Below are 15,386 nucleotides of genomic sequence, written 5' to 3'. Positions count from 1 at the left end.
TCTCTATCCTTGGTTAGCCAGGCACACGAAGAGTATTCCGGCAGAAATCCAACCCTTCGTCCACCCTCCGGTTCGCACCGTCCAGTCGGATGCCGAATTGCTTACTCCGCCCCCCTTCCGAGATGGTGCCTTTCGGGCTAAGCGAAATCAGATATTCCCGCTGTCCTCGTTTTGCGTTCCCGACAACATACATACGCTGATTAAAACTAGCCCCCAACACCCGCTGCGCGTATTCTGCGGAAGCGCACCAATGACTTTGCGGAGTACGATCGGGAATGCCGCTCACCGTCCAGCTGTTGGCGTTGACCGGCCTGACGTGCATGCCATTGGTTGAACGAAATTCCTTGGCGTGCGCAGGAAGAGCCACAAGGGCTGCAAGAGCAAAAACGACGGCTTTCATCATATCATCCTCTGTTATCTGGACTACGATGTGGCCCGCGCAGCGGAATTTGCAAATTTAACCTATACAAATCGGGGCCACATTTCCGTGATCGCCTTTGATAGCAATGCACGAAACCGTGGCCCCGAAATAACTTTTTCTACTTTTACTGATCCAGGAAGGACCGTAGCTTGCGGCTCCTGCTCGGGTGCTTGAGCTTGCGCAATGCCTTTGCTTCGATCTGACGAATACGTTCACGCGTAACGCTGAACTGCTGACCTACTTCTTCGAGCGTATGGTCCGTGTTCATGCCGATACCGAAACGCATCCGCAACACCCGCTCCTCGCGCGGGGTGAGGCTTGCCAGCACTCGCGTTGTGGTTTCTTTGAGGTTTTCCTGAATGGCGCTGTCCAATGGCAGAACAGCATTCTTGTCCTCGATGAAATCGCCCAGCTGGCTGTCTTCCTCGTCGCCGATTGGCGTCTCAAGGCTGATCGGCTCCTTGGCGATTTTCATCACCTTGCGAACTTTCTCCAGCGGCATCTGCAGCTTTTCTGCCAATTCTTCCGGCGTAGGTTCGCGGCCGATTTCATGCAGCATTTGGCGACCAGTACGCACCAGCTTGTTGATCGTTTCGATCATGTGCACCGGAATACGGATTGTCCGCGCCTGATCCGCGATCGAGCGTGTAATCGCCTGACGGATCCACCATGTGGCGTAGGTCGAGAACTTATATCCGCGACGGTATTCGAATTTATCCACCGCCTTCATCAGGCCGATGTTGCCTTCCTGAATAAGGTCAAGGAATTGCAGGCCACGGTTGGTGTATTTCTTGGCGATCGAAATAACCAAACGCAGGTTCGCTTCGACCATTTCTTTCTTGGCCTGACGGGCTTCTTTTTCGCCTTTTTGAACCTGCTGCACAATGCGGCGGAATTCCGAGATATCGAGACCGACGTATTGTCCCACTTGCGCCATATCGGCACGCAGCTCTTCCACCTTGTCCGAAGAGCGTTCAATGAACATCTGCCAGCCGCGACCGGCTTTGCCCGCCATCCGCTCCATCCAGTTCGGGTCAAGCTCGTACCCGCGATAGGCGTCGACAAATTCCTTGCGGTTGATGCGCGCCTGATCCGCGAGCTTTACCATCGCGCTGTCGATTTGCATGATACGGCGGTTAATGCCGTAAAGCTGGTCGATCAACGCTTCGATACGGTTGTTGTGCAGGTGCAGGTCATTGACCAGCAACACAATTTCCGACCGCAGCTTTTGATAAGCGGCTTCGTTCTTGGCGTTGAACGATCCATCTTCATTCAGCGTGGCCGAAATACGGTTGTCTTGCATCTGGCTCAGCTTGACGTAGTGATCCGCGATCACATCCAGCGACTCAAGCACTTGCGGCTTGAGCGCCGCTTCCATCGCGGCCAGCGACATATTGGCCTGATCGTCTTCGTCGTCGTCATCGTCGTCAACGCTGATCGGGTTGCCATCCGCATCGAGTTCCTGCTTACCCTCGGACTTCGCCTCGGGGGCCGCGCCACCTACGGCGGGAACCACAGGAGTGGTTTCTTCTTCGTCGCCCATTGCGGTGCCGAATGTCGCCTCAAGGTCAATCACATCCCGCAGCAGAATGTCCTCGGACAAAAGTTCGTCACGCCAGATGGTGATCGCCTGAAAAGTCAGCGGGCTTTCACATAGCCCTGCGATCATCGTATTGCGGCCAGCCTCGATGCGCTTGGCAATTGCGATCTCGCCCTCACGGCTCAGCAGTTCAACACTGCCCATCTCGCGTAGGTACATGCGGACAGGGTCGTCCGTACGGTCCAGTTTTTCAGAGGTGCCCGAACCCAGCGTAATTTCTTTGGGACCATCGGTCGTGGCAATATCCGTGCCACCCTTCTCTTCTTCCTCGGCCTCTTCATCTTCGATGATGTTGATGCCCATCTCGGACAACATCGACATCACGTCTTCGATCTGCTCGGAAGATACCTGATCTGGCGGTAGAACCGTGTTCAGCTGATCGTAGGTAATATAGCCCTTTTCACGAGCCTCACCGATCATCTTTTTGACGGCTGCCTGGCTCATATCCAGCGAGTGACCGCTGTCTTGGTCGTCACGTTTGGTATCTTCGTTGGTGTCTTTAGCAGCCATCAAGAGTTCCCCTGTTTCCCTACGCGAATCACCCTTAAAGCGATTCGTTTTTCGAATCATGCGGGGTTTGAGATGATTCTTAAACCCGCATCCTTATTTTTCCGCTAATTACGGAGATTTGGTTACCAGCGCGCCACAAATGCCGCTTGGTTTCTCACCTTTGAAAAGCTTCAAGAGCTCTTCTTGCCGCCCTTAGAAAAATCAATCTGGTCAAACATGTTGCGGCTTTTGGCTACCTGTTCACGATCAAGCCGCGCCCCGTTATCCGCGATAACATATTCCGCCTTATCCTCTTGGCCAACGCGAAGTGCCTGATCAGCAGCCCGCGCGGCCTCTGCCAGACGCCACGTCAGCCCTTCATCTGCTTCGCCACCCAGATCATCTGCGGCATCTTGCATTTCATCCATCAATCCACGTGCCGCCGCCAGCTTAGTCAGTTCCTCAGAAACGGTCATCGAAGCCATCTCTGTATCATCGGGCCTGCGAATACAGGGTGTGATAGCCACATGGCGTTGCGACATCAGGTTTTCAAGGGCGTAGGGACCTAATGAATCCTCAATCCGGCTGCGTAAAACATGCGCCCCCTCATGCGCGTGCCTGAGCACCAGATTGCGCAACTCCGCGTGGTCACCGCCGCGGCATGGCATATTCTCGAGACCGGTCTCAAACGGCTCGACCACGTCGGGGCAGTTGATGCAAACCGCAAGGATCACAGCCTCGCGCAGGTGGTCTACTGCCGCGGCGTCCCCTGCGGTGGCCAATACTGACGATTTTGCCCCCGCCGACGGTCCCTGAGGAGCTTTATTGCCCCAAGGTTGCCCCCCCCAGGCCTTACGCTTTTGCCCGCCATTACCAGCAGAAGCATTACCGCCCGAGGGCTTCCCGCCGCCTTTATTCCCGCGAAACAGCTCCCATCGCAGATCCTTGATCGCTTGGCCGTAATGGCTGCGAATACTCGGGTCTTTGATCAGCATAATCTTTTCGCGCAGGGATTTATCCAACGCCGCCTTGCGTTCGGGGCTGTCGAAATTCTTACCTTCTGTCTCACGACCCCAGAGCAGCTGCACCATGGGCAATGCCCCGTCCACCAATGCCTGCACTGCCGCGGCTCCACTGGATTTCAACAGATCGTCTGGGTCTTGCCCCTCGGGCATCATGGCAAAGCGCAGCGACCGCCCCGCCTCCAACAACGGCAGCGCCAAATCAATCAGGCGCAACGCTGCGCGCTGGCCTGCGGCATCGCCATCCAGCGTGATGATCGGCTCATCCGAGATACGCCACAGCATCATCAGCTGGTTTTCGGTGATCGCCGTGCCAAGCGGTGCCACCGACGCACCAAAGCCTGCCTCGGATAGGGCAATCACATCCATATAGCCCTCGGCCACCAACAACGGCTGGCCCTTCCCCGCCGCCACACGGGCATCTTTGACGTTGTAGAGGCTGCGCCCTTTGTCAAACAACTCAGTCTCGGGGGAGTTGAGGTATTTCGCCTTATCGTCAGGGTCCATGGCACGCCCGCCAAAGGCAATCGCACGGCCGCGCGCATCGCGGATCGGATACATGATGCGTCCGCGAAAGGTATCGTATGGCTTTCCGCTTTTGCTGGATGGCTTGGCCAAGCCCGCCCCGAGGATCAGCTCGTCGGGGATGTCCTTGCCCTTGAGCGCATCCCAAAGCCCCTGCCAGCTATCGGGAGCAAAGCCGATCTCCCAACGATCGCAAACACTTGCAGAAAGCCCGCGCCGGTCAAGGTAATCCCGCGCCGCCTGTGCGCCACCGGTACGGAGTTGCAGGCGGAACCATTTGACCGCCAGCTCCATCACATCCGCAAGCTCGGTGCGCTTATCCGCTTTTTGCTGCGCCTTAGGATCACGGGCAGGCATAGGCATGCCTGCCTCCCGCGCAAGGATTTCCACCGCCTCCATGAAATCGACATTCTCGGTCTCACGCACGAAGGAGATCGCATCCCCCTTGGCCTGACAGCCAAAGCAATAATAGAAACCCTTGCGGTCATCGACGTGGAAGCTGGCGGATTTTTCCTGATGGAACGGGCACGGAGCCCACATGTCGCCCTTACCCTGATTGGACTTGCGCGCATCCCACGTGACTTTGCGGCCCACAACCTGTGAAAGGCTGGAGCGGGTGCGAAGCTCATCAAGAAAACCGGGTGGGAGACTCATGCCTTTTAATATCGGAGGCGAGCAGTCAGAGTCCAGAGAGCGGAGCCGCGCTTATTGTGACAGACACAGCTCGGTCCACGCCGCCTTCAGGTCCGCAGACTTCACTTCGGAGCGTTTCATCTGGTAAATCCACGGGGTGACCAGCGGGATCACAGCGTTATAATTCTCGGGCCATTCAGGTGCCGTTTCGGCCACATGCCCGGCCACGTCACGCTCCCCCACGCGGGCGATACGTGCCGCCTGCACAGCAGCAACCACATCGGCTTGATACCCGCAATCTTCGGCCTTCGTCGTCTGGGCCAGCGCAGGTGTAGCAAAAGCAGCGGATAGCGCGGCGAGGATACTCAAGGTGCGAAACATAACACTCTCCAAAACAGCAGATTTAACACAGACTATCCGCACAGAGCGACGCCTTCCAGTGTTAACGCTGAATTGCGGCCAACTGTTCCCCGCCTCGGGCGAAATATCACAAACTGCGAAACGACAGCTACCCGTCCGGTCCAAGAACCCCGCCTTGGACAATATTGATCAGACGGCCCAGTGAAAGCTTCAGCTCACGGCCATCTTCATTTGAACACGCCTGTCCATTTGCAATTTAGCCCGTTCAAACGTCCGGCGTACCCTTTGCGTTTTGCTCAGATACGGGCGGTGAGGTCGTCCCATCGTGATGGTGAGCGGGCTGGAAAAGCTATCACCGTTCGATGGCTTGAACTGGCTAAATATCGCCTCGATCTTCGCTTCGACCTCTAACCAATCATCCACAAGCTGGTTGTTCGAGATACACATAAAAGCGCCCGATCCGAAATACGCATTCAACAACCGTGTATTCGCAGCAACCTTCGCGATCGCGTCGGACATTGCGGCAATCATAAGCAACGCCTCACGGCCGGGGAGCTCGTCATGATATACATCAAAATTATCAATTTTCAGCGCAAAAACCGAAGTTTCAGCAACCCGCTGCTGAGCAAGCTGGGACAGGTAGTTGCCCAGTGAAAAAGGGTCCGTATGCTGGCTGAGGTCATTGATCACCACAGGTTCATCCAGATCGAAATCATGCATACCAAAGGGGCCGGGTAGCGTGTCGACCAACGACTGATAAGTGAAGACCTTGCAATCTTCGCCCATCATCCGCTTTGCAATCTGGGTTCGGGCTCCGATACTCGAAATCGCGAAAGGCTTGGTGATGTAGTCATTCGCCCCCGCCGAGAAAGCGCTTTCTATGGAGTCTGTATCGGAACGCGCCGTCAGCATGATAATCGGCGTTCTACGGTAGGAAGGTATTTGTCGAATTTTCGCGCACACCTCGATACCGCTCATTTCGGGCATTTCAACATCAAGGATCAACAGGTCAAACGGGTCCTCGGAAACGCGCAGCAAGCCTAGCGCAGCTTGGCCAGATGCCACTGTTGTGACATCCACATGCCCTTCTTGCCGTAAAACCGTCGAGACCAAATCCAATACGATAGGGTCGTCATCAACCACCAAAAACTTCATATTTCTATGCTCCCGTCGTTGCTCTCCTTGCGCTAGCGGCAAAGGAATTTATACCGATATTAAGCCTAATGTTGCTTAAAATATGTTGTTTGTGTGAAGCTGTTGCCCTCTTTCTTAACGTGGCGTCGCAACCTCATATTCCCCGCCTGCTACGTCCCGCAGCTGCGCCACTTGGCAGCACGGGATCTGTTACACACGCATTTCGTGCAAGCGATTAAAATAACCTGCAAATTTTACCGAACCGCCCTCTGCGCACAGCCTGATCTGCCCAGCGATCATTGACACAATGCGCCGGGATCAAACTCAATTCCCGCACCGGCAAAGAACCGCTCAAACCGCAAGAATGGCATCGCAAACCTATGCCGCCCAGCGCAACACAGGGGTCAAAACCCTCCCCACGGCTCCGCCTACCCCATGCGCGGCGGCCTTCGCATAAATCACGGGAAGTCACATATGCTTTATGCTTTGCAGTTTTCCTTTTCATAGACGTCCAGCCTGCCACAAATGAAGCATGCGCCCAAATACAGTTCTTTTCAGCCTCGCCGCCTTCACCCTTATTTCCTGTGCGCCTGCACCGGATAGGACAAATGCGCCCGATAACACTCAGCCACAAGGCAACATCAGTCCACTGAGCGAGATCCTCGTGCTGGGCGACAGCCAGATTTCCTTTGGCGCAGGTGATGCCTATCGACGTTTCTTTGCCAACCTCGATACAAATTGCCCTTCTCTCGGACTTGACCGTGCGCCCGCCAGTACGGCCGCCGTGGGGGTCCGCTCATCGTCACTGCAAAACTGGACCGCTACCGATGGCCCCGCGCGCGGCGTAATTTGCGACGTGGACTCGAAATATGGCGTAAACGCCGGCGCATATGGCGTCACCTCGCCACAGCGCAGCTATGTCCAGATCGGCAAAGACCCCGCCTACCCCTTCTGCCAGCCGGACAAAAGCCCGCTACAGGCTGTCTTTGACGCTCCCGACTATGATCCCGATCTGGTTGTTTTGGCCTTTCTTGGTAATTCGTTTCAACGCTGGCAATCGGCCGATAATACCCGCGTAGACTGGCAAGCTGCCCGCGCCTTGATCCCCGACGACAAGGCTTGTGTGGTTATGTCAACGATTCCGGCCTTCAAGCCCGAGGATAACCGCCTCAGTCTCGTGGCCCAGACCAATCTGGGTAACGCCGTACGGGCAGACGGGCGCTGTGCCTTTGTCGCGGGGCTCACCCCCGAAACTCTGGAGGAGTTTGAAGGCAATAAAACCCACTTCCGCCTGCGCGAGGACGGAACCGTCCGCGACCCACGCCACCCTTCCGAAGCCTCTGCTGCCCGTTTCACACAACTACAAACACCAGCCCTATGTGCGGCCGTTGGCCGTGCGGTACTACAATGAAAGGCCCCACTATGCGCCATGCTCTCGCTTTTGCCCTTACGCTTGCCTGCGCCGCTCCGGCTTGGGCGGCCGAGCCTTTCACCTCACCCGATATCCTGATCCTTGGCGATAGCCAGATCCCCTTTGGCACCGGTCCGGTCTTCCTCGACTTTTTCAAGAACCTCGAAACCCGCTGCAATGCCTCGCCCGCGCAAAAGGCACAGCTGTCACAACTCGACACCCAGAAAACGGCTGTCATCGGCGTGCGCTCCTCATCGCTGCATTCGTGGACTGCGCGCAGTGGCAAGGCCAAGGGGGCCATTTGTGACGTTGATCCAAAGTGGAAGGTGAACGCCGGCACTTTTGGCACCATCAATACCACCGGGAACAAATACGCCCAAATCGGCCGCGGGCGCCCGTATCAGTTCTGTAAGAAAGACCATTCAGCCTTTGAGGCAATGTTCGCACCGGGCTATTATGCCCCTAAATTGCTGTTCATGTCCTTTCTAGGCAATTCCACAAGCCGCTGGAGCGGTAGCCGACAATTGGCGCTGCAAGATGTAAAGAACATGCTGTCACAGGTCCCCCAAGGCACACCTTGTGTCTTTATGACAACCCTGCCGTCCTATTCCGGCAAGGTGACGGCCAAACGGCTCAAGGCGCAGGAAAACATCAGATGGGCTTTTAAAAAGGCCGGTAAATCCTGCACCTTTATCGAAGGGGCCAACCAACAGACCATCGCAGCCAACCAAGGCAACCGGAACCACTTTCGCCGGACCAAAGCCGGCAAAGTCAAAGATATCTACCACCCCAACGAACGCGCGGCGCGCAAATTCTTTTCGATTGAAATGAAAAGCATCTGCAAGGCCGTGTTCAAAGAGCTACCTAAAACAGCTCCGACACACCGCCCAACAGTGACACGTTAGAGCATTCTGCGGGACGGCTGGTGGGACGTCGTCACAGACGCGTGCCACCTGCCGCCCAGTTAAGGAGCCGGCCTAGATCTCAAACGGCCTTACACCTTAGGGGTCAAAGCCCTTTCGAGTGATAGCTCGACGCAACCTTGCCGATCGCCACCAGATAAGCGGCTGTGCGCAGATCGGTTACATCATCACGGCCATGCCAAACCTCTGCCATAGACTCGTATGCAATGCGCATCGTGTCATCCAGACCTGAACGCACCAGCTCCAACTCACCCGCGCCGCGCAGGTATTTGGATTTGAAATCAGGGTTCAGCGTCCAATTGATCGAGGTATCGCGGCTGATCCGCTCCAATTCGTCGACGATAAGCTGGTGCCGGCTTTCTTCCTGCCGCCGCCCCATCCGGCCAAAGCGGATGTGGCTCAGGTTTTTGACCCACTCAAAATAACTCACCGTTACACCACCGGCGTTGGCATACATGTCGGGAATGATAACCACCCCCTTGTCCCGCAGGATCGCATCCGCCCCCGCGGTGACAGGACCATTCGCAGCCTCGACAATCAGCTTGGCCTTCACACCGTCCGCATTATCAAGATTGATCACACCTTCCAGCGCCGCAGGGATCAGAATGTCGCAATCATTCTCCAGCATCGCAGTGCCATCTTCGACAAATGTGCCCCCCGCAAAGCCTTTAGGCGTCCCTTCGGCCAGGATATGCTGTTTGAGGGCTTCGATATCAATGCCCTCGCTGTTCCAGATTGCCCCGTTATACTCAATCACGCCAACCACCGGCGCGCCGTCTTCCTCGCTCAGGAACTTGGCCGCGTGATAGCCCACATTCCCCAAGCCCTGCACAATCACCCGCTTGCCATCCAGAGTGCCGCTCAGCCCTGCTTTTTTGATGCCCTCATCATCGCGGAAGAACGCGCGCAGCGCATATTGCACGCCGCGGCCTGTGGCCTCGGTCCGGCCATGAATGCCGCCTGCATTGATCGGCTTGCCCGTGACACAGGCCGCGCCATTGATGTCGGTTGTGTGCATGCGCTTGTACTGATCCGCGATCCACGCCATCTCCCGCTCACCGGTCCCCATATCAGGCGCAGGCACGTTCTGAGACGGGTTGATCAGATCGCGTTTAATCAGCTCATAGGCAAAACGACGGGTGATCAGCTCCATCTCGTGTTCGTCCCATGCTTTGGGATCCACGCATAGCCCGCCCTTAGAGCCCCCAAACGGTGCCTCCACCAATGCGCATTTATACGTCATCAAAGCCGCCAGCGCCTCTACCTCATTCTGGTTCACCCCCAAAGAGAAGCGGATGCCCCCCTTCACGGGTTCCATATGCTCAGAATGTACCGAGCGGTAGCCGGTGAACGTATGGATGTCCCCGCGCAGGCGGACGCCAAAGCGCACAGTATATGTCGCGTTACACACGCGGATTTTCTCGACAAGCCCGGGCTTGAGATCCATCAGATCAACCGCGCGGTTGAACATCAAGTCTACGCTTTCGCGAAAGCTGGGCTCGTTTTTTGAGGTACTCATGAATAGGGCCTTTTATACGTTGAGTTTGGCAATGTCTGAAATGCAAAGGGAATCCTGCATCCTATAAGCACACTAAAACTCCCCCATCCAAGTTGCCACATTATTAATCAGTTTAAGAACAATTCGATTTCCAAGCTTTCATAGGCCCAGCACATCTGCACTCTTGACCTCTGGGGTCTGGTTTGCCTCCTTGCTCCAAGGCAGATTGGAGACAGAAATGGGCAAAAGTGTAAACCGCGTTAAAGCAGCCGCAACCGCCGCCGGGCTGGAGATTGAGCTCATCACCCTTCCCGTCAGCGCACGCACTGCGGCCGAGGCCGCAGATGGGCTTGATTGTAATGTGGGACAGATTGCCAAATCCTTACTGTTTGAAGGTGCCGAGAGCGGCGCGCTCAAACTTATTCTGGTCAGCGGTGCCCATGCGCTGGACCTGACCCATGCGCCGAAGCTGTTTGGCGAAGCGCTGGTGCGCGCTGATCCAAAACGCGTACGCAGCGAGACCGGCTTTGCCATCGGTGGCGTGGCTCCTATCGGGCATCTGTGCGAGATTGAGACATTCATGGACGCTGCTTTGATGCAATATGATTGTATTTGGGGGGCCGGCGGTGCGCCTGAAACGGTATTTGCCATCGCACCAGCGCAATTGCTCGGCGTGACGGGTGCGACCCTTTTCGATAATGGCTAAGCTCCCCCTGCCTTCGGGTCTGGGCAAATCTGTGATGCGACTCACCTCCGCGGCACATGGCAACAACAACCTGCAATCGCGCCACTGTTCACACCATAGAAACACTAAAGGCGATCAGCCAACATTATGCCTAAAATGCCTTTAAAATATGACATTTAGGCGTTTTTCTGCCCAATTTTAGCCATCTTTCCAGCGCATAAACTTCGGCGATATAGCCATCAGTCTGTCATTTTGCAGATCGGGGCAGGAAAGGTAAAAAACGATGTCAAAACTATTTTCGACGACGTCCATCCCAACGATATCGGGACGAGCGGGCTTGCCGGTCCTAAACCGGTTTGCCCGCGATGAAGACGGCGCTATTCTTATTGCGTCGCTGTTCATGCTTGCAGGCATGATCTTGCTTGGCGGCATTTATTTCGACATGCAGCAGAACGAACTGGAACGCGTACGCATCCAGAATACCGCCGACCGCGCGGTTCTGGCCGCGGCCGATCTGGACCAGACAATGTCACCCGAAGCCGTTGTTCAGGACTACTTCACCAAAGCCGGCCTGCCAGAGCACGCCAATGCGATCACTGTTGACGAAGGCCTCAACTATCGCACTGTTTCAGTGGATGCAGACACACAGACGATCACACGCTTCATGCATCTGCTCGGGATCGACGCTCTACCCCTGCGGAGTTTTGCCGAGGCGGAAGAGCGCGTCAACAACGTCGAAATCTCGATGGTGCTCGATATCTCCGGCTCAATGGGCGAAGGCACCAAAATGGCTGAGCTTCGCGATGCGGCGCGGACATTTGTTGACGCTGTCATCAATGAATCAACCGAGGATCTCGTATCGGTTTCGATCGTCCCCTACTCCGAACATGTGAGCGCGGGCCCCGAAATCATGAGCCACCTCAATGTCGATTGGAACAACTCGTACAGCCACTGCATCGAGTTCAGCGAGAGCGACTTTGACAGCACCACCATCAACGCGACAGAACGTTTTGATCAGGTACAACACTTCTATTGGGGCACGACCAGCTATAACAATCTGAGCAACCCCGTCTGCCCGACCGGCACCTATGAAGATATTGTCGCCTTCAGTCAGGATACGACTGCTCTTAAGAACAAGATCAGCCAGCTTGTGCCACGCGGCAGTACGTCGATCTTTGCTGGGATGAAATGGGCCGCGGCCCTTCTCGACCCTGAATTCCAGCCGATTACTCAGGAGCTGGTTGCCGATGGCGATGCGGATGGGGCCTTTGTTACCCGCCCCGCAGCCTTTGATGACCGTGAAACACTGAAAACCGTGATCCTGATGACCGACGGTCAGAACCACTATTCCTATCGGATCGACGACCAATACTATGCCAACGATAGCCACGCACTGCATTGGAGCCGCTATAACCTTGACTGGTATCTCTACCGCTATGTTTCCAGCCGTTACCATGATCAGTTCAAGTATCTGAAATACTACCCCGACTATGGCGACACCCTGCTGGACAGCATCTGCGATGCCGCCAAAGACAAAAACATCGTTGTCTGGTCTATCGGATTTGAAGTTTCGGACCGCGGCGCAGACGTCATGGAATCTTGTGCTTCTTCGCCCAGCCACTTCTTCCGGGTTGAAGGTGTGGAAATCAAAGACGCGTTCACTGCAATTGCACGCCAAATCAACCAGCTGAGGCTCACACAATGATTAGCTTTATGAAAGATAAACTGAGCCGCTTTCGCAAAGCGCAAGACGGCTCGGCGATGACGATCGAGTTTGTCATCCTGTTGCCCTTGCTCTTTTACTTCTTCATCTTCGGTGTTGAGTTGAGCGTCTATTCGATCCGCCAAATGAAGCTTGACCGCGGTCTTGAAGTGTCTACCCGTGAAATCCGCCTGAACACCGGCGTCACCTTCACCCATGACGACATCAAAACAATGGTCTGCGCGAACTCGGGCGGGATCACCGATTGCGAAGACAACCTTGTTCTGGAAATGGAACCGGTGGACATGCGTGAATTCCGTGGCCTCACCACCACCAGCACCTGCGTCGATCAGGCCGCTGATGTGAACCCCGAACGTGGTTGGTCCGTTGGTCAACAACACGAAGTCATGATCCTGCGCGCCTGCTATACTTTCTTCCCCGGTTTTAGCGGTGTCGGTCTTGGCCTCGAGCTTGCCAAAAACTCGGAAGGTAAGGCCATGATGGCTTCAATTTCCACCTTCGTTCAGGAGCCGCAATAATGTCTGTACGTAACAAACTTACCGCCATAAAACGCAAATTTTCCCGCGACGAAGAAGGCGGGCTTGCGATCGAAGCCATCATCATGCTTCCCTTGATGTTCTTCGTTGTAATGTCGATGTTCACGCTCTTTGATGCATTTCGCCAATACACCATGCACCAAAAGGCGGCTTATACGCTCAGCGACATGATCTCCCGCGAGACTGTGCCACTGGATTCAAGCTATCTCACCGGGGCCCACGCGTTGTTCGATGACATGACACGCAACCCGCAAGAAAGCAGCATCCGCGTCTCGGTCGTTCGCTATGATGAAAACAACGACATCTTCAAGCTGGACTGGTCCCAGACACAAGGCTATTCGACGCCGCTCTCGAACCAGGACGTTCGCAACTGGGGCGACAGGTTACCGGTGCTGGTGCACAATGAACGGATCCTCGTCGTTGAAACATTCGCTAACTACGCTCCGCCATTCGAAACGGGCCTGGGTTCGCGTGAAATTGAAAACTTCATTTTCACCCGTCCTCGTTACTCCCCACAAATCCTGTGGGACGATGACGAAGGAAGCTTCGCAGATAGCTAAAACAAAAAACCCCGCGTGGCACTGCCACGCGGGGTTTTCTTTGACCTTAGATTTGATTGGTTACAGACCCATTTCGCGTTTGGCCCGGATGGCCGCAATGATCTCGGACATGAATTTTGTCTGGCTGGCCGAGGTCATACCCCCGATGCCAATGCGCCGCCCAAAACGCCACCACAGACCCGGCCGCCATTCGTTCGGAGCCTTATTGGTGGTGCGCAGCAAAAATCCGTTAGAGGGTTTGAAGGCAAGGAACCCGCGATCCATCCCGTCGATGTCTTCGATCAACGCGATCACAGTGCCATCACCATCGCGCAGCTCTGTTTCGGTCAACTCGATCCGCGTACTGGTCGCGCGACGCATCTTTTCGCCCAGCCAAAGCGTTGCAACCCCCAGCGCCAGCAAGAACAGCCGCCAATGGAAAGCAGGCGATTGCACCACGGCAATATAGATCAGCATTACCCCCATGATAAGCAACGACCCCATGCCAAGAATCCGCCGGCCCTGAGATGCCTGCACAACAGCAAGAACTTCATTCGGGTCGGTTTCAATCTGCGGCTGCTCGTCGGAAAACTCTGAGGGGGTCATAGGGGCACTCCTTTTTTACGACCCCTAACGGGACAAACATAAACGGGCAAGCCTCAGCCGCCCTGCGCGCCCCTCTGGTGCAATGCTGAAAAAGGAAAACGCGAGGCAAGAGCATCACATCCGCGTTATGTCCGGCGACCGCACGCTGGCGCGTTTCAGTTCGGAGGGAGCCGCGTATAGGCAGACCCTGACAGCATCCGGCTTGTGCTGGTTTTCGGCCCGCCGCTTGACGAAGCTCTCACAAAGAGCTCAACAGCGGCACCTTCATCAAACCGCCCTATTAGGTCACAGCGCGGCGCACCATCTCCCAATATTGCGCCGTGATTTCGTCAAGCGACAGCCGGCCGCCTTCGCGAAACCACGTATTCACCCCTGTCAGCATCGCAATGATGGCAAGCGTTGCGATTTTCGTATCCGCCACATTGAACACACCCGCGACCGCTCCGTCGTGCAGGATCGCCTGCAACCTGTCTTCATATTCGCGGCGAAGCATTTCGATGCGCGCAAAATTCTCGGGCGTCAGATTGCGCAGCTCCATATAGGCGATGAATACGGCATCAGGCCGCGCGTGGTGAAAATGGATGTGAAAGGCAACAAACCTTTGCAAACGCTCCTGTGCGGGCAGGCCTGCCTCATCACAAAAAGCCGCCAGAAGGTCTGTCATATGGCCTTCCATCAGGTCAAACAGCAGCGATTGCTTGTCAGGCGTATAGGTATAAAGCGCACCCGCCTGCACCCCGACTTCGGCCGCAATCGCACGCATCGAGACCGCCGCATAGCCTCCCTTGGCAAACAACCGCAGCGCAGCCTCGCGCACCTTTGGGCCTGTGATATCCGAATGTGATCCTGTCGTACGCGCCATAACAGGATTATCTGAACGCACGTTCAAAAAGTAAACCCCGCCGATGCCGCTGCAATCTTCTTGCACAGACACCATTCCATAGTGCAAAGCTTGGTGCCATGACACGCTCGCTTTCCCCAGTGGTCCTTTTGACCAGCTTCGCCCTCACGGGAGCCTGCACGCAGTTCCCCGAGCTTGACGCGCGGATCACCCCCGAACTTGAGGCAGCGCAATATCCCAAACTGATCCCTCTCGCGCCAGTTTTAGCCGCAGCACAGGAACAGCGTGTCGAACCAGCGCAAGAAAATGCACAAATTGATGGCCGCATCGCCGCCCTGCGCGCACGGGCGGCAGCCCTGCGCGCATCCGTTCTGAGCGGAGCCGAACGCCTGCGTCTTGAACAAGGGTTAAGATAACACAGCTTTGCTGCGTTGCACGAC

Annotated in this window: 15 protein-coding genes; 7 read left to right on the top strand and 8 right to left on the bottom strand. The window is 55.6% G+C overall.

Annotated features, from left to right (window positions below; all coding sequences use genetic code 11):
• Window positions 1–13: 13 nt before the first annotated feature.
• The 5 genes from ABJM03_RS09070 to ABJM03_RS09050 all read right to left on the bottom strand — a co-directional run bounded on the left by ABJM03_RS09070 (window position 14) and on the right by ABJM03_RS09050 (window position 6,205).
• Window positions 14–403 carry a hypothetical protein gene (locus tag ABJM03_RS09070; RefSeq protein WP_348417068.1) on the bottom strand — a complete coding sequence of 130 codons (390 nt, stop codon included), beginning with the start codon at window positions 401–403 and terminating at the stop codon, window positions 14–16.
• Window positions 404–545: 142 nt separating this feature from the next.
• Window positions 546–2,531: an RNA polymerase sigma factor RpoD gene (rpoD, locus tag ABJM03_RS09065; protein ID WP_348417067.1), complete on the bottom strand. Its 1,986-nt coding sequence runs from the start codon at window positions 2,529–2,531 to the stop codon at window positions 546–548.
• Window positions 2,532–2,701: 170 nt separating this feature from the next.
• Window positions 2,702–4,711 carry a DNA primase gene (dnaG, locus tag ABJM03_RS09060; protein WP_348417066.1) on the bottom strand — a complete coding sequence of 670 codons (2,010 nt, stop codon included), beginning with the start codon at window positions 4,709–4,711 and terminating at the stop codon, window positions 2,702–2,704.
• A gap of 51 nt (window positions 4,712–4,762) precedes the next feature.
• Entirely contained in the window at window positions 4,763–5,071 is a 309-nt protein-coding gene (locus ABJM03_RS09055; RefSeq protein ID WP_348417065.1) for a hypothetical protein, read from the bottom strand.
• Window positions 5,072–5,260: 189 nt separating this feature from the next.
• The gene (locus ABJM03_RS09050) at window positions 5,261–6,205 is read right to left on the bottom strand and encodes a response regulator (protein ID WP_348417064.1); all 945 of its coding nucleotides are present in this window, start codon (window positions 6,203–6,205) and stop codon (window positions 5,261–5,263) included.
• A 511-nt stretch (window positions 6,206–6,716) separates the two neighbouring features.
• Between ABJM03_RS09050 and ABJM03_RS09045 the strand changes: the two genes are divergently transcribed.
• On the top strand, window positions 6,717–7,595 hold the full coding sequence (locus ABJM03_RS09045) for an SGNH/GDSL hydrolase family protein (RefSeq protein ID WP_348417063.1): 879 nt from the start codon (window positions 6,717–6,719) through the stop codon (window positions 7,593–7,595).
• A gap of 11 nt (window positions 7,596–7,606) precedes the next feature.
• Window positions 7,607–8,500 carry an SGNH/GDSL hydrolase family protein gene (locus ABJM03_RS09040; protein WP_348417062.1) on the top strand — a complete coding sequence of 298 codons (894 nt, stop codon included), beginning with the start codon at window positions 7,607–7,609 and terminating at the stop codon, window positions 8,498–8,500.
• Window positions 8,501–8,603: 103 nt separating this feature from the next.
• Here ABJM03_RS09040 and ABJM03_RS09035 read toward each other — a convergent pair whose 3' ends face one another.
• Entirely contained in the window at window positions 8,604–10,037 is a 1,434-nt protein-coding gene (locus ABJM03_RS09035) for a Glu/Leu/Phe/Val dehydrogenase (protein WP_348417061.1), read from the bottom strand.
• A 217-nt stretch (window positions 10,038–10,254) separates the two neighbouring features.
• On the opposite strand from ABJM03_RS09035, the gene ABJM03_RS09030 reads away from it, so the two are divergent.
• The 4 genes from ABJM03_RS09030 to ABJM03_RS09015 all read left to right on the top strand — a co-directional run bounded on the left by ABJM03_RS09030 (window position 10,255) and on the right by ABJM03_RS09015 (window position 13,520).
• Window positions 10,255–10,722, top strand: coding sequence for a YbaK/EbsC family protein (locus tag ABJM03_RS09030; RefSeq protein WP_348417060.1), 468 nt, complete (start codon window positions 10,255–10,257; stop codon window positions 10,720–10,722).
• Between the two features lie 262 nt (window positions 10,723–10,984).
• On the top strand, window positions 10,985–12,406 hold the full coding sequence (locus tag ABJM03_RS09025) for a TadE/TadG family type IV pilus assembly protein (RefSeq protein ID WP_348417059.1): 1,422 nt from the start codon (window positions 10,985–10,987) through the stop codon (window positions 12,404–12,406).
• 8 nt (window positions 12,407–12,414) lie between these two features.
• Window positions 12,415–12,942, top strand: a complete 528-nt coding sequence (locus ABJM03_RS09020; RefSeq protein ID WP_348417058.1) for a pilus assembly protein — start codon at window positions 12,415–12,417, stop codon at window positions 12,940–12,942.
• The gene (locus ABJM03_RS09015; protein ID WP_348417057.1) at window positions 12,942–13,520 is read left to right on the top strand and encodes a hypothetical protein; all 579 of its coding nucleotides are present in this window, start codon (window positions 12,942–12,944) and stop codon (window positions 13,518–13,520) included. The genes ABJM03_RS09020 and ABJM03_RS09015 overlap by 1 nt, the downstream gene beginning before the upstream one ends.
• Before the next feature lie 60 nt (window positions 13,521–13,580).
• On the opposite strand, the gene ABJM03_RS09010 is transcribed toward ABJM03_RS09015, so the two are convergent.
• Both ABJM03_RS09010 and ABJM03_RS09005 read right to left on the bottom strand, forming a co-directional pair.
• Entirely contained in the window at window positions 13,581–14,105 is a 525-nt protein-coding gene (locus tag ABJM03_RS09010) for a hypothetical protein (protein WP_348417056.1), read from the bottom strand.
• Window positions 14,106–14,385: 280 nt separating this feature from the next.
• Window positions 14,386–14,967 (bottom strand): TetR/AcrR family transcriptional regulator, encoded by a 582-nt coding sequence (locus ABJM03_RS09005; RefSeq protein WP_348417578.1) that lies wholly within the window; start codon window positions 14,965–14,967, stop codon window positions 14,386–14,388.
• 98 nt (window positions 14,968–15,065) lie between these two features.
• On the opposite strand from ABJM03_RS09005, the gene ABJM03_RS09000 reads away from it, so the two are divergent.
• The gene (locus ABJM03_RS09000; protein ID WP_348417055.1) at window positions 15,066–15,362 is read left to right on the top strand and encodes a hypothetical protein; all 297 of its coding nucleotides are present in this window, start codon (window positions 15,066–15,068) and stop codon (window positions 15,360–15,362) included.
• Window positions 15,363–15,386 lie beyond the last annotated feature (24 nt).

The organism is Sulfitobacter sp., assembly GCF_039977885.1.
Taxonomy (GTDB): domain Bacteria; phylum Pseudomonadota; class Alphaproteobacteria; order Rhodobacterales; family Rhodobacteraceae; genus Sulfitobacter.
Note: the sequence above shows the minus strand (reverse complement) of the source record. Positions and strands in the feature narration are given on the sequence as shown.